The following is a 17,057-nucleotide window of genomic DNA, read 5'->3' on the forward strand; positions in this document are numbered from 1 at the left end:
TTAAGGCCCGGCGGTAGCTGCTCCCCGCCAGGTGCGGATGCCGGTGCGGACTGCTTCCGGCAGTCCGGCGTCGTCAAAGAGCCGCTGCAGCGAAAAGCCGTCCACCGCCGCACGGAAGGCACCGTCCATGCTGGTTCCGTGCCCGGCGCACAGTTTTTCGCTCTCTGCCTCCGGATTGGGCCGTCCCGTTGCTGCTGCGAAGGCGTCCGCGTTGCGGACGGTTTCGAAGTAGTCCTCCCGGATCTCCTCCGGCTCCGCGTCCACTGCCGCGAGCAGGACCATTGCCGTCATTCCGGTGCGGTCGCGTCCGGCCATGCAGTGGAAGAGCACCCCGCCGGGCGGGGCATCGGCAAGCGCCTGCAGGACGGCACCCATCCGGTCCGGCAGCCGCGTGAGGTGCGGCAGGTAGTACAGCGGCGTGCCCATCAGCCCGTTGTTCCAGTACCCTTCCCAAAACTCCGGGTTCTCGGCCAGGCCGTCCAGGTCCACGGGAACCGTGGTGAGCCAGTCCGGGCGGGCGGTGGTGTCCCGCGCACGTTCGGGCGGCTGGCGGAGATCGACGACGGTACGCACTCCCAGCGCATGCAGGGTGTCCCAGCCGCGGGGGCGGATCAGGTCCACCGTTTCGGAGCGGAAGAAGACCCCGTGCGGCGTAAGCGTGCCGTCGCGCCGTCGTCGTCCGCCCAGGTCGCGGAAGTTCACCAGCCCCTCCACGGGGCGAAGAACCCGCGCGTCGACTGCGGTGAGGTTGGCCGTATCCGGGGAACTAGGCAAATTCCATTCCTTCAGCCGGGCGGGGACGGGTGAGCCAGTACTGGGTGCCTGCCGCATCCCGGGCCACGATGCCTTCATCCACCAGATAGCGGCGGATGGCAGCGGGGTCTGCGGTGAAGGCCGCCAGCCGGGTGGTGAGTTCCTTCTCCGACAGCACCGGCCGCAGCCCCGGCTCCGGCGGCCGGGCATGTTCAAAGACCTCCCCGGCCAGGAAGTGCAGCAGCTCCAGCCGGTCGGAGCGTTTGCGCGGGTAGGACTCGAGCCTGCCGTTGACCAGGAAGCGTCGGGCCGACGTGTCGGGTGGCCGTACCCCGGCGGCCAGCAGATCGGCGAAGGCGGTCGCCACGGGTTCCACCCCGCGCTCGCCGACGCGGACCAGGCCGGCGTTCTGCAGCACGGCCAGCGACTTGGCCTCGGCGGAGGTGAGATCCTCCGGGTCCAGGTGTGCGCCGTCGTCGGCTGCCAGCACGGCGCGGGCGTACAGGTGCAGGCGCCGGCGGTCTGCGAGCGCCGCCGCCACGGGACGCCAGCGGTTCTCTTCCGGCGCATTATTAGCTTCCCCCACGGTGCTCCTTCATTCCGGTGTGCGGTTGTTCATCATCATTGGGCGGCGGTGCCAGCACCTGGACCTTCGGCATATCGTGCATCATCCCCATGACCTGCAGGTCCGCATACAGATCCGCCACCGAGCCGGCGTTCCAGCTCTGAGCGCAGATCAGGGTGCCGTCGGGAAAAGCACGGACTCGGGCATGCAGGGGGAAAGGCGGCCGTCCGTACCCCGTCAGGGAGAACCAGTTCATGTATCCGAGGCGGGGATCCGATCTGCGGACGCCCAGCTCGTCACGGCGTTTCCACACAGCCCGCAAACTTTCCCTCGACTCCAGAGCGGCAGTTTCCGGCTGCCAGATCCGGACCAGCCGCTGAAACAAGGCGGCCAGTTTCCCCGGGGTTCCGAAGACGAACCCGTCCGGCAGGCGCAGGGTGATTTCATTGCGCATGTAGGGACCGCTGCGGCCGGCCTCGACCTCAAACTCGAACAGCTTCCCGCTTTCGGGGTCCGCTCCGCCGAAAAGGGTGAACCTGGCTTTCAGCGTTCCGGTGGAAACCTCGGCGTCGGGCAGGTCACGCTGCCGGGGGCTCTCGATGAGCCCGGCGAGGGCTGCGGCATCCTGTGGAACAGGCAGTTCCTTTTGCAGGTCGAAGGTTTTCCCCACCGTGATCTGCCACCGCACTGACGGCACGCCGAAGCGGTCCTGAAGCAGCTCCAGGGTCGGAAGGATCCTGGCTGCCACGTGTTTTGGGGTTTCCTTCCGGGATCCCCAGCCGAGGTGAATCCAGGCACGCTCGCTTCCCTCAGCTTCGGGAAACAGGTCAGCGACGGTAAGTGCCATGCGCCACAACCTACCCGATTCAGGCCGCGTCTCCAGCGAGGGTTCGGGGGGCGGTGCGCCTGGCTGCTAGCTGCGGCTGAAGGCGTCCAGCTTGCGCTGGGTCTCCATCTCGTGGCGGACCTTCAGCTCGTAGTCGATGAAGGCCTCGATCATGGCCGTGTACGTGCGTTCCACCACATTGCAGTCGCCGTCCTGCTCCTGGGCCGCATGGCGGACATGGGCAATGACTTCCTCCATGCGCTTGGGCGAGCGGACGGCGTCGTCGTTGTCCTTCAGCCCCCCGGCGAGCCGGACCAACCGCTGCCGCCGCCAGATCAGCGCGACAATTTCCTCATCGATTTCGTCAATTGCTGTCCGGACATTATCGAGCTGTCCCGAAACGGATTTCTGCTCAGCTGGTTCCATGCCTTAAGAGTAACCATTCCCGGGCAGCAGGCACCGCACCGGGCCTCCGCTACCCGGGTAACGGCCGTTGGGCGTCTTCATGGCAGGATCATAGGCGTGAACCCCCACGTTTCCGTGGTCACCGTAGGCGTACGGGACCTCGAAGTAACACACGCGTTCTACGTTTCGCGGCTCGGCTGGGAAACCGTCCAATACGTCCCCGACGAGGTGATCTTCTTCCAGATCAACCACGGGCTGCTCCTGGCCTTTTTCCGGGCAGACCATCTGGCGGCTGAAGCCGGCGCGGTCGGCGAGCTCCACAACGCCCCGGTCACCCTCGGGCACAACGTGGACTCGGCAGCAGAGGTAGACGCCGTGCTGGCCAACGCCGCCGGTGCCGGCGGGGTCATCACCGCCCCCGGAACCCAGATGAGCTGGGGCGGCTATTCCGGCTACTTCACGGATCCCGACGGGCTGCGCTGGGAAGTCTGCTTCAACCCCGGCCTCAGGGTGGACGACGCCGGCCGGGTCACCCTGGCAGTGATTTCCGAATAAGTTCCCGCTAGAACAGCACGTTCTCCGTCGGCACCGTCTCCGCCGGGTCCGGATGCAGCAGGTACTCGCCGTCGTTGCGCACGTTGCCTACGGCCGGATGCGCTTCGGACAACACCCAGTCCGCCGCCGTCGTGTAGGCCTGCGCCGCGGCCAGGGCTACCAGCGTGCCCGCATCGCGCCGCGCCGGGTCAAGCCAGGCAGCCATTGCGTCCGGGGACAGCGGCAGCGGCAGCCGGTCATGCAGGCCGGCCAGTTCGCGCAGCACGGGTTCCGCGCTGTCCTCCGGGGGCGAGGCGACGGTGAGGATCGATGTCGAGAGCAGCCACTTCTCCGCGTCGTCTTCGGCCTTGGCCGAATCCCGCCACCACTCATAGAGACCGGCAAAGTAGATCGGGGCGCCGTCGGCCCGGGACACGTGGAACGGGCGGCGTGCCTTGCCGGGGCCGGCCTTCCATTCGTAGTAACCGTCCACCGGCACCGCACAGCGACGCGAGAGAACCGCGTCGCGGAACGTGGGCTTTTCCAGGACGGTCTCGCTGCGGGCATTGAACGCACGTACGCCTACGGACGCATCGGCTGCCCACCCCGGAACCAGGCCCCAGCGGGCAACGTGGATCTGGCGCACCTGCATCCGCCCCCGGCCCGGCACCTCCACGAACCGTTCGAGGACAACAGGGACGTCCGACGTCGGGGCCACGTTCCAGGACGCGCGCAGTTCCAGCCGGGCGTCAGCCTCCGCTTCAGCGTCGGCCACGAGGTCCCCCACGGAGCGGGCCATGACGTATCTTCCGCACATGCCTCCAGTCTGCCACCGGGAATGCCGCCGGCCGGAATATTGTTGGATCGGGCAACAATCCATTTCGACGAAGAGGAGCAACCATCGTGGCTGCCACTGCTGAAGCTTTCACCCCCGCAACCGGAACCATCACCATGTTCTCCACCTCATGGTGCGGATACTGCCGGCGCCTGAAGTCCCAGCTGGATGCCCAGGGCATCGGCTACACCGAGGTCAACATCGAGGACGTGGAAGGTACTGCGGAGCTGGTGGCCTCGCTCAACGGCGGCAACCAGACCGTCCCGACCGTGATTTTCCCGGACGGTTCCGCGGCCACCAACCCTTCCGCTTCCGAGGTGAAGTCCCGCCTCGGCCTCTAGGCGGTAGGCCCCTCGGGCCCGGCGGACGGCGGAACCGCGTGCTTGACTCACGGTTACTGAGTAGTAGTGTGGGGGCTCTTCCAGAGGGAACGGTACTACCGGGACACGAAGGAGCGAGATGAAGACCACGACGACGCGGACCGCCGTCCTTTTGTCGACAGCCGGACTGATCGCCGGTTCCGCGGTTTTTGCGGCACCGGCCTCAGCGGCTGTCACCGAATGTGAACCCGGGTCCACATCAACCACCTTCACCGGGTCCACCACAAGCCGGGAAACAGTCGGCACGGCAACGCTCACGAACAGTTCCACGGTCACTGCACCTGTCGCGCTCACCAGTGAACGTTCCGTGACCAGCCAGGCGTCTTCCAAGGGGACGATACCGCTCAGCGCGATCCTCCCCGCAGTGCGGACCGAGGTCACCCCGCTGGCGTTCGAAACCGCCAGCTGGCGTGCCGGACAGTCGGTATTCCAACTAACCTTGCCGGCGGGCCAGTCACACGATGTGACATACGGGTTCAACCTGATGTCGTTTTCCGGTTCACAGCAGGAATGTGGACTCGACGGACGCTTCGGTCCCGCAACGGACTTCAGCGGAACCGTTCCAACCGGAACCTACGTAGACTTCTAGCGCCGCGGGTGGGAACCTGCCGGGCGGTGAGTCAGGGACGCAGCAGGGCCTTTATGGTGCGCCGTTCATCCATGGCCCGGTAGCCTTCCGCGGCCTCGCCCAGCGGCAGCTCCAGGGTAAAGACCTTCCCCGGGTTGATCTTGCGCTGCAGGATCAACCCCATGAGCTCGGGCAGGAACCGGCGCACCGGTGCCGGGCCGCCCAGCAGGTGAATCTCCGCGAAAAAGAGCTGTTCCCCGGGCAGCTGCACGCCGTGCGGCACCCCCACGTAGCCCATATGGCCGCCGGGGCGGGTGCAGCCGATACCCTGCAGCATCGAGGCCTGGGTCCCCACTGCCTCCACGACGCTGTGGGCGCCCAGCCCGCCGGTCAGTTCGCGCACCGCTGCTACGCCGTCGTCGCCGCGTTCCTGGACGATGTCCGTGGCTCCGAACTCCCGCGCCAGTTCCTGACGGTCCGCGTGGCCGCTCATGGCGATGATCCGTTCGGCGCCCATCTGCCGGGCGGCCAGCACGGCCAGGAGACCCACCGCGCCGTCGCCCACAACCGCAACTGTCTTGCCGGGCCCGGCTTCGGCCGCCGCCGCACCGAACCAGCCCGTCCCGAGCACGTCCGAAGCGGCGAGCAGTGAGGGGATCACGTCTGCATCCGGCGGGTCCGCCGTCGCCACGAGTGTGCCGTCCGCGAGGGGAACACGCAGATACTCGGCCTGCGCTCCGCCGACGCCGACGGCATGGACACACCGGCTCTGATACCCCGCGGCGCAGATCTCGCAGGTGTTGTCGGAGGCGAAAAACGAGCCCACCACAAACTGGCCCGGCCGGATCAACGAAACCGCTGCCCCGGTTTCTTCGACTATGCCCACGTATTCATGCCCCATCGGACGGGGACGGCGCACCGGGTCGATGCCCCGGTACGGCCACAGGTCCGATCCGCAGACGCAGCCCGCCACCACTCGCAGGATGGCGTCAGTGGGTTCCTGGAGTGCCGGCCGGGGGACATCCTCCACCCGGACATCCCGCTCTCCGTACAACAGGGTTCCTAGCATGGGGGCACTTCCTGGTGTTGGCGGCCGGCAGACTCCGGACCCGTTCCTGCCTTCCATGCTAGGACGGTACCCGGTCCGGCGGCAGGCCCTGACAGTTGAGCCGGGAGCGGAAGGGCATTTCCCGCTTCGCCCCCGGCGCCCCGGGTCCATAGGATGGGAAGCGGGATGCTGGACTCAGGCGTCCCGCCCGGACATCGAAAGAGGCAGCACACTCATGGTTCATAAGGTTCAGGCCGTAGTCGTCAAGGAAAAGAACGCCCCCGTCTCCCTGGAGACCATCCTGGTTCCGGATCCCGGGCCCGGCGAAGCGCTGGTGGACATCCTCACCTGCGGCGTCTGCCATACCGACCTGCACTACAAGCAGGGCGCCATCAATGATGACTATCCGTTCCTGCTCGGGCACGAAGCCACCGGCGTCGTGTCCGCCGTCGGCCCCGACGTGACCGAGGTAGCCCCCGGCGACCGCGTGGTGCTGAACTGGCGCGCTGTCTGCGGCGAATGCCGCGCCTGCCGCAAGGGCGAGCCGCAGTACTGCTTCAACACCGCCAACGCCACGCAGAAGATGACCTTGGAGGACGGCACCGAGCTGACGCCCGCGCTGGGCATCGGCGCGTTCGCCGAGAAGACCCTCGTGGCCGCCGGCCAGTGCACCAAGGTGGACGACGACGTCGACGCCGCCGCGGTGGGCCTGCTCGGCTGCGGCGTTATGGCCGGCATCGGCGCCGCCATTAACACCGGCGCCGTGCAGCGCGGAGAATCCGTGGCCGTCATCGGCTGCGGCGGCGTGGGCATTGCCGCCGTCGCCGGCGCGAAGCTGGCCGGCGCCACCACCATCATCGCCGTGGACATCGACCCGGCCAAGGTTGAACTGGCCATGGCCCAGGGCGCTACGCACGGCATCAACTCCAAGGACGAAGATCCGGTGGAAGCCATCCGCGCCCTCACCGGCGGCTTCGGCGCCGACGTCGTGATTGACGCGGTGGGACGCCCGGAAACGTATAAGCAGGCCTTCTACGCCCGCGACCTCGCCGGCCGCGTGGTGCTGGTAGGTGTGCCGAACCCGGAGATGAAGATCGAACTGCCGCTGGCGGATGTGTTCGGCCGCGGCGGCTCCCTGAAGTCCTCCTGGTACGGCGACTGCCTGCCCTCCCGGGACTTCCCCATGCTGGTGGAGCAGTACAAGCTCGGCCGGCTGGACCTGGATGCCTTCGTCACCGAGCGCATCGGCCTGGGCGACATCGAGGAAGCCTTCACCAAGATGCATGACGGCAAGGTCCTGCGTTCGGTGGTGGAACTGTAATGTTCCGCATCGACAACGTGGTCACCTCGGGAACCTTCTCCCTGGACGGCGGCACCTGGGACGTGGACAACAACGTCTGGATTGTCGGCGACGACGCCCAGGTGATCGTCATCGACCCCGCCCACAACATCAATGCGGTTGCCGAAGCCGTGGGTGACCGGGAGGTCATGGCCATCCTGCTCACCCACGGGCACGACGACCACATCCGCGCCGTCGGCGAAGCCCGGGACCGCTTCAGCGCCCCGGTGTTCCTGCACGCCGCGGACCGGATGCTGTGGGACGCCGTGTTCCCCGACGAGGGACCGGACGATGTGATCGAGGACGGTGACACGTTCGAGATTGCCGGCCATACCCTGCGCGCCCTGCACACGCCGGGCCACTCCCCCGGATCGGTCTGCTTCTCGCTGGCCGCCGGCGAGGACGTTCCGGAGCCGGTGGTCTTCAGCGGCGACACACTGTTTAGCGGCGGCCCCGGCGCCACCGGCCGTTCCTACAGCGATTTCCCGACCATCATCGAGTCCATCCGGGAACGGCTGCTGACGCTGCCGGCGGAGACGAAGGTGCTCACCGGGCACGGGGATTCGACGTCGATCGCCGCCGAAGGTCCGCACCTGCAGGAATGGATCGACCGGGGACACTAGGACCCGCCGCGATCTTCCATGCGCATGCCTTGACCGCCCGGGTTAGGGTATGCGCATGGGGGATCACCGCGAGATGCTGCTGGATTTGTCCGTGGACGAGAGTTCTGCCGAAGCGCGGATGTGCGAGGTGCGGAACTGGTTCCGTGCCAATGGCTGGAGTGCACCCGCACCCGATAACTACGATCCGCGCCACATCGAGCATATTTCCGACGGGCCGGGTCCCCGTTTGAGGGAGCAGCTGGATTCCCGCTCGCCGCACTTTGTCTTCACTTTCATTCCCGGCCGTGATTTCTATTACGCAGGGTCTGTGGGCGGGCCCCAGTGCCGGGAATGCGGCGAATACCGGGACTTCGACGAAGCTGCCGGGATGATTCAGGAGTGGCTGGACTCGCACCGCGAACCGGAGCTTACCTGTCCGAGCTGTTCATGGAAGGCGCCCTGGGGGAACTGGGACCTGAGCTGGTCCCTGGTGCTTTCCGCGTTGGCCGTCATCATCCATCAGGACTCCCAGACCCCGGATCCGCAGGAACTGTCCCGGCATCTTACGGAGCAGCTGCAGGCGGATCTCGGCGGGCGCTGGGTGCTTATGCACTTCAAGGGTTAAGACTTTGCCAACCGTATCCGCAGGCCCTTGTATCGGGTGTTATCCCGCCGGAAACTGAACTTATGGCCCTGCAAATCAGTCCCGCTTTCTGGAAGCTCCTGCCGGAGCTGCGCTATGAACCCACGCCTCGGCGTATCCGTGCGCAGCTCGGCGGCAACACCGTGGTGGATTCCACCAATACGGTGCTGGCCTACGAGCCGAGGCGGGTCACCCCTATCTACGCCGTACCCGCCGGGGATATCTCAGCGGAGGTGACGGCTGCTTCGGAACCCGACGGCGATCCGCTGGCCGATGTGCCGCCCGGCGCCCTGATGGACCCGCGCTACCCGTTCTCCGCGCACACTGCCCCCGGCCAGCCACTGGACCTGCGTGCAGGAGCGCATGAGCTGCCCGGTGCCGGGTTCCGTCCGGATGATGCAGATCTTGGCGGGTATGTGCTGCTCGACTTCAATGCGTTCGACCGGTGGCTGGAGGAAGACCAGGTGGTCGAGGGACACCCCCGGGATCCTTTCCACCGGGTCGACGCCGTGGACTCCTCGAGAGCCGTGCGGGTGCATCTGGGCGGACAACTGCTGGCCGAGACCCGGCAGCCGCTGCTCGTGTACGAAACCATGCTTCCGCCGCGGACCTACTTTCCGCGCAGGGACGTGGACTGGGATGTCCTCAACGCATCGAGCTTCCGGTCCGTCTGCCCGTACAAGGGGACGGCGAACTACTGGTCGGTGACCGGGCATCCGGCGGGAACGGACCTGGCCTGGTCGTTTGAACGGGTGCTTCCGGATTCGGCGCAGCTCAAGGACCGGGTCTCGTTCTTCGACGAGCGCACCGAGGTCTACGTGGACGACGCCAAGCAGGAGATCAATTCCCTGTTCCGCTTCTAAGGCTGCTTCAGTCCGCCGTATCCGCGATCTGGATGAGGTTGCCCACGGTGTCGGAGAAAACCGCCGTCGTTATCGGTCCCATCCGGGTAGGCGGCTGAGTGAAAGCCACGCCCAGGTCCAATAGCCGGTGATATTCGTCCTCGACGCTGTCCACAGCGAAGGAAGTGAACGGGATCCCGTCCGCTACCAGCGCCTCCGTGAACGGCGCAACGGCGGGATGCCCGGTCGGCTCGAGCAGCAGTTCCACCCCGGCGTCCTCCCCCGGCACCCTCACGGTCAGCCAGCGCGCCCCGCCCGCCCGCACATCCTGCCGCTGTTCGAATCCCAGCACCCGCGTGTAAAAATCCAGTGCCTTATCTTGGTCGTCCACAAAAATACTGGTCACCACAATCCTCATGGTTGCTCCCTATCTGTTCGGGTTTTCACGTGCCGGCTATCCGGGAGTTCCGTCGGCACACGGCCAGTATCCGGTGCGCCAGGCAAATGCGGGAGAGGTGGTCCTGTCAAACCCCCGGCTGTGCAGGGCACTGGCCGCTGATAAGCGGGATTTGTAGCGTTGATGCCCCAACGCCGACATCAGAACGGAAGACCACACCATGTCAACGCCCAATGAATCGTACGAACTCGCCCGCCGCCGCGTCATCGCGAAGACCATCTACAAGGGGGTGGTCGGTCTCTGGCTGCTGCTCGCGGTCCTTCAGGTCGCTATCTGGTACTTCACGACGCCGGACGGCTACTTCTGGCCGGTCTGGCCGATCCTGGGAACTCTTGTCGCCGCAGTCATTGCGGGGATCCCCGTCTACGCAGGCCGTCCCGCCATATCGGATCGCCGTATTGAAGCCGAAGTGGCTCGGATGCGGCGAAACGGCTGACCAGTACCAGGAGAGGACATCATGCTCGACAGCACTCACCAGGTCATCGCCGGCGTCGTTCTCCTCACCGTCCTCGGCCAGGATCCCGCACGGCCCAACGGAGCCATTATGCTTCTCTGGATTGGAGCGGCTGTGCTGGGCGTCGGCGTGCTGGCCGCCGGCGTCGGCCTCATCGTTCAGGGAGTCATGTCAGCGCCATGAACATGACTGAGACGGTTGCGCTGGTAACCGGAGCGAACAGGGGGCTGGGACGGGAATTCGTGATCCAGCTGGTTGAGCGGGTGCCTACGCTGCCGCGAAGGCCGCCGAGTGGCAGCTCACCAACAGCACGCGCCTGGAGCTTGCCGGCCAGGGCACACACGTGATGGGCGTGCACCTCTCTTCCACCGATACCGACATGATGAAGGGCTGGGACATTCCCAAGAACGACCCCCGCGTGATCATCTCGGATGTGCTCGATGCCCTGGTGAAGGGGTCGCACGAGTTTTTGGATGCAGACACGCAAGCCGTCAAGGACCAGCTGAGCCTGCCTCCCGAAGCTTTTTACGCAGGCGTGGGCCCCTTCGCCTGAGCCGCTGCCGGGGTTGAGATGACGGACCGTTGAGCGCGCTGCAGATTGCGGATGAGTTCCTCGCGGCTTTGTCCATCGACGTGGTGGTGCCACATCGGCGTACCGGGGCTGCTGCGCCAGGATTCGCTCAGGGGACTGTTATCAACTGCGTCGAATCCGAGATCGTCATAGAACCGGGTCACCAGTTCGACGGCCTCCGGATAGTCGCTGGAGACGACCAGCGCCTTACGGTCAGGTGCTCCGGCCGGTCGCGCCAGCCGCATGATGGCCGGCAGCGCGTCGCTGGGGACACGGAGGTGGAAGCGCTCATGGAACTGGACGTGAGTGAACGCCTTGACGACCTTCGAAGCGGGCAGCTGTTCCTGACGTAACTCATGGACTGTCTTGAGCCCGGAGTCGACGTCGGGGAAGTTCCCGTCGCGCCAGACCATGTAATTGTTGTTATCGATCACGACCTTTCCTGCGAGTTCCCGCACCGGCAGCCGGTCACCGGGCGCGTACGGGAACGCGGTGACGGCGAAGTCAGCTGCAGCCGCAGCCTCTGCCGCGTAGGCTGCGCGTGCCCGCGGTCCCAAGTCCTTGACCAGCCGCTGTAAGGTTTCAGGTCCCCGCGAATTCGCGATAACGACGTCGTAGCCCGCCGCGGTTGCCACGCGGGCAAGCGTTGCTCCGGCCTGGCCCGCGCCGAGGATGCCGACAGTAGTCACGGTTTCACTCCCTGGTTAACCCGGCGCCGGTTTGCGGATGTTCCTGGCTCGTGTTCGTTGAGAAGGCCGCGGAGGCAAGGAGCGCAAGTTTCTCAGCATTGTCGGAGCCGGCGTCGGGGTGGTAAATGACGAGCATCAGTCCGTCCGCTCCGTTGATGCCCAGGCGCTCCCGGTTGAGGGTCATTTCCCCGACCTGCGGGTGGTTGAGGCGCATCGGTGTGCCTCTCTGGGCCCGCACTTCATGCCGTGCCCACATTCGGCGGAAGTAGGGGCTCGCCAGCGAAAGCTCTCCGACGAGTTCGATGAAACGGGGATTGTCGACATCCTTGCCCACGGACTGCCGAAGGTTCGCAATGAAGCACTCCGTCACCACTTCCCACTCCGGATAAAGGGCCTGCTCGGCCGGGTCGAGGAACATGTCCCTCAGCTGGTTCCCCCCGAGATCAAGACGCGGTGAGAGCGCTTTCGCCAGGCTGTTTGCGGCCAGGATGTCAAAGTACCGGCCCTCGATGAAGGCGGGCTGGGCGAGCGAATCCAGCAGCTTGAGTGCACCAGCGGGAACGGTTTCCTTGGACGGCCGGCGAACGCGCTGCCGGGGAACGTCCGCGACCAGCGTGAGCAGGTACGCGAGGTGCTCGTCGTCAAGTTGGAGCACGCGGGCGATGGACTCGAGGACCTGCACGGAGGGGTGCCGGTCCCGTCCACGCTCCAACCGCAGGTAGTAATCGGCGCTGATGCCGGCGAGCATGGCCACTTCCTCGCGCCGCAGTCCGGGCACGCGACGCACACCTATGTCCGGGATGCCGGCCTGCTTCGGTGTTACCAGCTCGCGCCTGGCCCGCAGATAGTCGCCAAGGGCGTTCGATGTCTTACTCATGGGAGCCAGCCTAGGACCTGGCAGGGCGGTTGGGACAGCGGCAGAGGGGGTCCTGTCACTCCCCCGGCTGGACAGGGCTCTGGCCGGTGAAAGCAGGCATTCGTAGCGTTGCAGTGGCTCAGCTGGAGCTGAGCCTACCGAGAGGACAGAAAATTGACCATCACATTAATCACCGGGGCGAACAAGGGCATCGGATTCGAAACAGCCAGGCAACTGCTGGAGTTGGGGCATGTCGTTTACATAGGTGCCCGTGATGCCGAGCGGGGTGAGAAAGCCGCAGCAGAGCTGGGCGCTCGATTCGTGCAGCTCGACGTAACGGACGACCCCTCAGTCAGCAGCGCACTCGCGAGCATTGATGCCGCCGAGGGCCGGCTCGACGTCCTGGTGCACAACGCGGGCGTCCTCGAGACAGAGATGGACGGCCCCTCCGCCCTCCGGGCCTTCGATACCAATGCGGTAGGTATTGTCCGCGTCACGCAGGCCGCACTCCCCCTGCTGCGCAGGTCCGCCAACGCCCATGTGGTCACCATCTCGAGCAGCGCCGGATCCTTCTGGGCGGTCACCAACCCCGATCGACCGGAGTTCGACCTGCCGCTCGCCCTCTACTCGGCGTCCAAGACGGCGGCGACCATGCTCACCGTGCAGTACGCCAAGTCCCACCCCGGCATCAAGTTCAACGCACTCGAACCCGGCACCACTGCCACGGAAATGACGGCCCGCTTCGGAATCGGGAGGCCACCGGAAGAAAGCGCACGAGTCGTTGTGCGCCTCGCCACCCACGGCTCGGAGGGCCCAACCGGAACCCTCCGGGACGAAAACGGCGAGCTGCACTTCTAGGAGAAGGATCACCACAATGACCGCCACCCCCTTACACCTCACCAAAGCAGGCCAGACAGCCTCCTGGGGCGGTGTTGTCTCGCTCGGCCTTGGAATCTTCGCGATCGTTATGTCTGAGTTCCTGCCCGCGAGCCTCCTTCCGCGTATCGCCGGAACCCTGGACGTATCGGTCGGTGCTGCAGGACAAAGCGTGACAATGACCGCCGTCGCTGCTGTTTTCTCGGCCCTCTTTATCGCCGTGGTCCTCCCCCGCACCGATCGCCGGCGGGTCATGATCGGTCTTACCGCCTTGGCCATCCTCTCCAACATCCTCGTTGCCCTGGCACCCGGCCTTTTCATTCTTCTGTCGGCGCGGCTCCTGCTCGGCGTTGCCCTTGGCGGCTTCTGGGCAATGGCCACCGCCATGGCCGCGCACCTGGTACCCGCCGACCATCTCGGCCGCGCGCTGACCGTCATCAACGCCGGTGTAGCGGTTGCAACCATCGTTGCCGTACCTCTCGGTGCCTGGCTCGGGGAAATCTGGGGATGGCGGGCCGTCTTTTCCATCGCCGCAGTCGTCGCGGCTCTGGCCCTGCTCGTGCAGGCGGCCACACTGCCGGCCATCAGACCTACAGGGGTGAGCGGGCTTCGCGCCCTCGGATCGACCCTTCGCTCCGGAGTGGTCGTGGTGGGATTGGTTGCGGTCCTGCTGGTCTTCGGCGGCCACTTCGGCGGATTCACGTATATCCGCCCGGCGGCAGAAACCGTGTCCGGAATCGATGCCGGCGGCCTGGCCGTGCTGCTGCTCGTGTTCGGAGCCGCCAGCGTCCTGGGCACCGTTCTCAGCGGCCCCCTGGCCGACCGTGCGCTTCGGGCCGCCGTGTTCCTCTTCCCTGCGGTATTGGGGCTCGGAATGCTCGTTATGCTCCTCGCCGGCGGATCAATCACCGGCCTCTTCATCGCCGCCGCACTCTGGGGGTTTGGTTTCGGCGGACTCCCGACCGCAGTGCTCAGCTGGGGCGCCAGGACTGCACCGACACGGCTTGAACAAATCGGCGGGCTCATCGTGACGGTCTGCAATATCGCGATCGCCGTCGGAGCCGGCTTGGGCGGACTCCTCGTCGACGGCGCCGGTGCGACCTACGCCCTGACCGTAGGTGGAATTGCGGCGATCGTCGGCGCGTTGGTACTGACGAGTCTTCCCCGAACAAAAACGACGGTGGTGTCAGCCGGTTAACGCACCGCAGTCAAACCAATTCTATTGACGGGGCTGTGGCATGGCCGCGATTGCTCGTCGCTGCACTTCTCGGTAGATCGTCGTTCGAGAGACTGGGAATAGTCCAGCGAGATCGGCCTGGGTGTACTCGCCATGCTCACACCAGCCTTTAGCTACCTCAACTGTCGTTATTCCCCCGCCTGGCAAGGGACGTGCCCGCTGAAGGATCCTGCATCGGGTCTCTGTAGGCCAACAGCAATCTAAGCCAGGGCCCGTTTCCAGGCATCTTTATTGCGTAGGACATAGTCAGCCGCCCCGCGCCAGTGATCGCCGTGTCCGCTGACATACATTTCTGCCCAAGGCTGGAATCCGGTTTCATGTGAGGACTTCAACAGCTCATGCATGGCCGCCGTCCTCTTTCCTAGGGCTTCGGGCAACGCTTCCCGTAAGACCTCGTCAGCTTCATATCCGTCGATAACAGCACGCAGCCTCGCGGCTGCCTCTGGAACGGGTTGGCCTTCAAAGAGCATTCCAAAGGACTGCACTGCATATGCAAGGTCCCAGAGGCGCGTACTCGGGCCCGCGGCGTCCCAATCGATGAATACCCACCGTTCACCCATGATGAGGTTCCATGGCGCCAGGTCGTTGTGGCACATTAGGTTCGCGTTGTCGGCAGGAAGCAGAAGGTTCCATCCGGTCGTATCCGGGAGGCCAAATCCTTCGCTGGCATCGTGAATTTGGCGAATCAAACGACCGATCCGCAGGAGGTCATTCTGCCCTAGGGGCAACTGGTCCATCGCAGATTTACCATCGACGTACTCGATGACATGCCGCTCATCGTGATCCTTGCCCAGGGGTTCGGGCACGTCAACGCCAGCCGCTTGGAGAGCTTTCAGGTATTTCTGAACCGTGGCAGAGTTTTCCTGCCACGGTTTGCGGACAGTATCGCCAATACGAACGACACTCTCTGAGGCGTTTCCGCCTTCAAGTTCTTCAGCTTCCTCATTCACCCGAAGAACGCTACTGCGTGCAAACAATCTGACCAAGCCATCTCACGGGCGGGCGGAACCAATACACGCCCGCTAAGGGACCCTCCGCCGGGCACCGCAAGGAACCGAAGACGGATACGACGCCCGTCTAGTCCAGCCCCTCGAAGACATCGCCCAGCACCGCACCCCCTGGCTGCCACGGGGGCCACGCGATGGCCAGCATCTCGGAGCTGACGGTGCGTCCCCAGCGGACGTCTTCCTCCACGTCCGGCGGCACCCCCGGGGAGACCACATGGCGCTGGGTCCGGTGCTCCATCAGGCCCGCCACCACCCGGTGAACCACGCTGCCGACATCAACCTCGATCCCGATCAGCTCATCCGGGATCGGATGCACGTCATACACCCTCCCCTCGATCCACGGCTGGAGTCCGTGCCGGATCCGGCTGCGGTTCCACCGGTCCCAGGTGGAGCGGCACACTCCGCCGTGCAGCAGGCGCTGCAGTCCCGGTCCGCCGTCGGCCTTCAGATGCCCGAAGGCCGCGTCCGTAGCCGCACCGACCGCGATGTGGTCCGGATGCCCGGTGAGCCCGTCGGGACCAAAGGTGGCGACGACGTCGGGCCGCTCCTGCGCCAGGATGCCGCCGATCCGTTCCTCGAGTTCCGCGAAGGGAACCTCGGCCACCGCGCCGTCGTCGTAGTCCAGCCACTCGTGGCGGTCCGGCGGCCGGCCGTGAGCCGTCCAGGCCGCGTCCGTTTCCCGCCGGCGGATCCGCCCGAGCGGCTCGTTGACCGGCGGATAGGACGGATCGATCTGCCCGGCGCCGCCGTCGGTCGCGTGGACCAGGACGAAGCGGAACTGCGGATCATCTTCGTGCAGTGCCACTGTTCCCGCCAGCCCGTAGGCATCGTCGTCGGGATGGGCGACAACGAGGGCAAGGACATGCGATCCGGTCATTTTCCGGCACCTCCCGCGGCAGAGGGTTCTGCCACCGTTCCAGCGTAGGACGAGGGGCAGGCAAGAGGAACCTGTTGCTCTTCCGGGTATTTTCCGGCGGCATTCGTTACCGTGTGGCATGAGCGATAACCGGGAACAACTGCTGGACCTTTCCGTAGACGCGCAAGGAAGCGAGGCACGATTCAGCCAGGTACGGAGCTGGTTCCGCAGCACCGGCTGGAGCATGGCCGACCCTACGGTCTACGACCCCTACTACGACAAGCACCCCGCCGACGCCTTCGGACCGCGCACCTTGGCGGCATCCGCAGACGCCAACGGAAGCTACAGTTTTGTCGCCGAACGGGAGTACTACTTTGCCGGTGAGGGTACCGAGGGTCCCGTTTGCCGGCGCTGCCCCTTCCAGTTTCCGCTCGAGCTGATTGTTCCGCTGGTCAGTGAATGGTACGACGGCGGCCCCGAGCCTCGGCTTGCCTGTCCCGACTGCTCATGGACGGGACTATTCGGTGACTGGGACCTGGGGAGTTGCATGGCAATGGCGTCCTTCGCGGTCATTATTGATACCGGCACCGGCGGGTATTCACCCGAACTCGTCACGACCCTGCTCGAAGCCCTCCGTGCAGACCTCGGGGGACGCTGGGTGTACATCAATAAGTACATTTAAGCCGGGCCCCCGGACGGGCGGCGCCGGCCCGC

At 65.5% G+C, this 17,057-nt stretch carries 24 protein-coding genes; 13 read left to right on the forward strand and 11 right to left on the reverse strand.

Translation table 11 applies throughout. The features are described from left to right. The 4 genes from NNX34_RS10075 to NNX34_RS10090 all read right to left on the reverse strand — a co-directional run bounded on the left by NNX34_RS10075 (position 1) and on the right by NNX34_RS10090 (position 2,570). Positions 1-774: a tyrosine-protein phosphatase gene (locus NNX34_RS10075; RefSeq protein WP_255766366.1), complete on the reverse strand. Its 774-nt coding sequence runs from the start codon at positions 772-774 to the stop codon at positions 1-3. Next, the gene (locus NNX34_RS16140; RefSeq protein WP_255766367.1) at positions 767-1,339 is read right to left on the reverse strand and encodes a DUF2087 domain-containing protein; all 573 of its coding nucleotides are present in this window, start codon (positions 1,337-1,339) and stop codon (positions 767-769) included. The genes NNX34_RS10075 and NNX34_RS16140 overlap by 8 nt, the downstream gene beginning before the upstream one ends. After that, positions 1,326-2,165 carry a hypothetical protein gene (locus tag NNX34_RS10085; protein WP_255766368.1) on the reverse strand — a complete coding sequence of 280 codons (840 nt, stop codon included), beginning with the start codon at positions 2,163-2,165 and terminating at the stop codon, positions 1,326-1,328. Before NNX34_RS10085 ends, NNX34_RS16140 begins: the two co-directional genes overlap by 14 nt. 66 nt (positions 2,166-2,231) lie before the next feature. Then, positions 2,232-2,570, reverse strand: coding sequence for a chorismate mutase (locus NNX34_RS10090; RefSeq protein WP_227921230.1), 339 nt, complete (start codon positions 2,568-2,570; stop codon positions 2,232-2,234). A gap of 96 nt (positions 2,571-2,666) precedes the next feature. On the opposite strand from NNX34_RS10090, the gene NNX34_RS10095 reads away from it, so the two are divergent. After that, positions 2,667-3,104, forward strand: coding sequence for a VOC family protein (locus NNX34_RS10095; RefSeq protein WP_255766369.1), 438 nt, complete (start codon positions 2,667-2,669; stop codon positions 3,102-3,104). Between the two features lie 7 nt (positions 3,105-3,111). On the opposite strand, the gene NNX34_RS10100 is transcribed toward NNX34_RS10095, so the two are convergent. Further along, on the reverse strand, positions 3,112-3,900 hold the full coding sequence (locus tag NNX34_RS10100; RefSeq protein ID WP_255766370.1) for an SOS response-associated peptidase: 789 nt from the start codon (positions 3,898-3,900) through the stop codon (positions 3,112-3,114). Between the two features lie 134 nt (positions 3,901-4,034). Here NNX34_RS10100 and NNX34_RS10105 point away from each other — a divergent pair, with 134 nt between their 5' ends. Both NNX34_RS10105 and NNX34_RS10110 read left to right on the forward strand, forming a co-directional pair. Beyond that, a complete protein-coding gene (locus NNX34_RS10105; RefSeq protein ID WP_227933722.1) occupies positions 4,035-4,259 on the forward strand; it encodes a mycoredoxin in 225 nt (74 codons plus the stop codon). Positions 4,260-4,377: 118 nt separating this feature from the next. Beyond that, positions 4,378-4,887 carry a hypothetical protein gene (locus NNX34_RS10110; RefSeq protein WP_255766371.1) on the forward strand — a complete coding sequence of 170 codons (510 nt, stop codon included), beginning with the start codon at positions 4,378-4,380 and terminating at the stop codon, positions 4,885-4,887. Positions 4,888-4,918: 31 nt separating this feature from the next. On the opposite strand, the gene NNX34_RS10115 is transcribed toward NNX34_RS10110, so the two are convergent. After that, on the reverse strand, positions 4,919-5,935 hold the full coding sequence (locus NNX34_RS10115; RefSeq protein ID WP_255766372.1) for a zinc-dependent alcohol dehydrogenase family protein: 1,017 nt from the start codon (positions 5,933-5,935) through the stop codon (positions 4,919-4,921). 214 nt (positions 5,936-6,149) lie between these two features. On the opposite strand from NNX34_RS10115, the gene NNX34_RS10120 reads away from it, so the two are divergent. From NNX34_RS10120 to NNX34_RS10135, 4 genes are all read left to right on the forward strand, one after another. Continuing rightward, the gene (locus tag NNX34_RS10120; protein ID WP_255766373.1) at positions 6,150-7,235 is read left to right on the forward strand and encodes an S-(hydroxymethyl)mycothiol dehydrogenase; all 1,086 of its coding nucleotides are present in this window, start codon (positions 6,150-6,152) and stop codon (positions 7,233-7,235) included. Next, a complete protein-coding gene (locus NNX34_RS10125; RefSeq protein ID WP_255766374.1) occupies positions 7,235-7,876 on the forward strand; it encodes an MBL fold metallo-hydrolase in 642 nt (213 codons plus the stop codon). Before NNX34_RS10120 ends, NNX34_RS10125 begins: the two co-directional genes overlap by 1 nt. Positions 7,877-7,931: 55 nt before the next feature. Continuing rightward, positions 7,932-8,480, forward strand: coding sequence for a hypothetical protein (locus NNX34_RS10130; RefSeq protein WP_255766375.1), 549 nt, complete (start codon positions 7,932-7,934; stop codon positions 8,478-8,480). Positions 8,481-8,542: 62 nt separating this feature from the next. Further along, positions 8,543-9,361 carry a DUF427 domain-containing protein gene (locus tag NNX34_RS10135; protein WP_255766376.1) on the forward strand — a complete coding sequence of 273 codons (819 nt, stop codon included), beginning with the start codon at positions 8,543-8,545 and terminating at the stop codon, positions 9,359-9,361. Between the two features lie 7 nt (positions 9,362-9,368). Here the strand turns inward: NNX34_RS10135 and NNX34_RS10140 are convergent, their stop codons facing one another. Beyond that, the gene (locus NNX34_RS10140) at positions 9,369-9,758 is read right to left on the reverse strand and encodes a VOC family protein (protein ID WP_255766377.1); all 390 of its coding nucleotides are present in this window, start codon (positions 9,756-9,758) and stop codon (positions 9,369-9,371) included. Positions 9,759-9,957: 199 nt separating this feature from the next. Here NNX34_RS10140 and NNX34_RS10145 point away from each other — a divergent pair, with 199 nt between their 5' ends. From NNX34_RS10145 to NNX34_RS10155, 3 genes are all read left to right on the forward strand, one after another. Then, a complete protein-coding gene (locus tag NNX34_RS10145) occupies positions 9,958-10,233 on the forward strand; it encodes a hypothetical protein (protein ID WP_255766378.1) in 276 nt (91 codons plus the stop codon). A 21-nt stretch (positions 10,234-10,254) separates the two neighbouring features. After that, positions 10,255-10,434, forward strand: a complete 180-nt coding sequence (locus NNX34_RS10150) for a hypothetical protein (RefSeq protein ID WP_255766379.1) — start codon at positions 10,255-10,257, stop codon at positions 10,432-10,434. A gap of 169 nt (positions 10,435-10,603) precedes the next feature. Continuing rightward, the gene (locus tag NNX34_RS10155) at positions 10,604-10,804 is read left to right on the forward strand and encodes a hypothetical protein (RefSeq protein WP_255766380.1); all 201 of its coding nucleotides are present in this window, start codon (positions 10,604-10,606) and stop codon (positions 10,802-10,804) included. Here NNX34_RS10155 and NNX34_RS10160 read toward each other — a convergent pair. Both NNX34_RS10160 and NNX34_RS10165 read right to left on the reverse strand, forming a co-directional pair. Further along, positions 10,777-11,511: an NADPH-dependent F420 reductase gene (locus NNX34_RS10160; RefSeq protein WP_255766381.1), complete on the reverse strand. Its 735-nt coding sequence runs from the start codon at positions 11,509-11,511 to the stop codon at positions 10,777-10,779. The genes NNX34_RS10155 and NNX34_RS10160 overlap by 28 nt on opposite strands. A gap of 4 nt (positions 11,512-11,515) precedes the next feature. Continuing rightward, positions 11,516-12,388 (reverse strand): helix-turn-helix domain-containing protein, encoded by an 873-nt coding sequence (locus NNX34_RS10165; protein ID WP_255766382.1) that lies wholly within the window; start codon positions 12,386-12,388, stop codon positions 11,516-11,518. 153 nt (positions 12,389-12,541) lie between these two features. Here NNX34_RS10165 and NNX34_RS10170 point away from each other — a divergent pair, with 153 nt between their 5' ends. Next, positions 12,542-13,225, forward strand: coding sequence for an SDR family NAD(P)-dependent oxidoreductase (locus NNX34_RS10170; protein WP_255766383.1), 684 nt, complete (start codon positions 12,542-12,544; stop codon positions 13,223-13,225). Between the two features lie 16 nt (positions 13,226-13,241). Further along, positions 13,242-14,441 carry an MFS transporter gene (locus tag NNX34_RS10175; RefSeq protein ID WP_255766384.1) on the forward strand — a complete coding sequence of 400 codons (1,200 nt, stop codon included), beginning with the start codon at positions 13,242-13,244 and terminating at the stop codon, positions 14,439-14,441. A gap of 239 nt (positions 14,442-14,680) precedes the next feature. Here NNX34_RS10175 and NNX34_RS10180 read toward each other — a convergent pair whose 3' ends face one another. Both NNX34_RS10180 and NNX34_RS10185 read right to left on the reverse strand, forming a co-directional pair. Continuing rightward, entirely contained in the window at positions 14,681-15,430 is a 750-nt protein-coding gene (locus NNX34_RS10180) for a phosphotransferase (RefSeq protein ID WP_255766385.1), read from the reverse strand. Between the two features lie 127 nt (positions 15,431-15,557). Next, positions 15,558-16,364 carry a PIG-L deacetylase family protein gene (locus NNX34_RS10185; RefSeq protein ID WP_255766386.1) on the reverse strand — a complete coding sequence of 269 codons (807 nt, stop codon included), beginning with the start codon at positions 16,362-16,364 and terminating at the stop codon, positions 15,558-15,560. A 118-nt stretch (positions 16,365-16,482) separates the two neighbouring features. Between NNX34_RS10185 and NNX34_RS10190 the strand changes: the two genes are divergently transcribed. Continuing rightward, the gene (locus NNX34_RS10190) at positions 16,483-17,025 is read left to right on the forward strand and encodes a hypothetical protein (protein WP_255766387.1); all 543 of its coding nucleotides are present in this window, start codon (positions 16,483-16,485) and stop codon (positions 17,023-17,025) included. Positions 17,026-17,057 lie beyond the last annotated feature (32 nt).

Source organism: Arthrobacter sp. zg-Y1116 (assembly GCF_024385485.1).
In the GTDB taxonomy this organism is placed as follows: domain Bacteria; phylum Actinomycetota; class Actinomycetes; order Actinomycetales; family Micrococcaceae; genus Arthrobacter_B.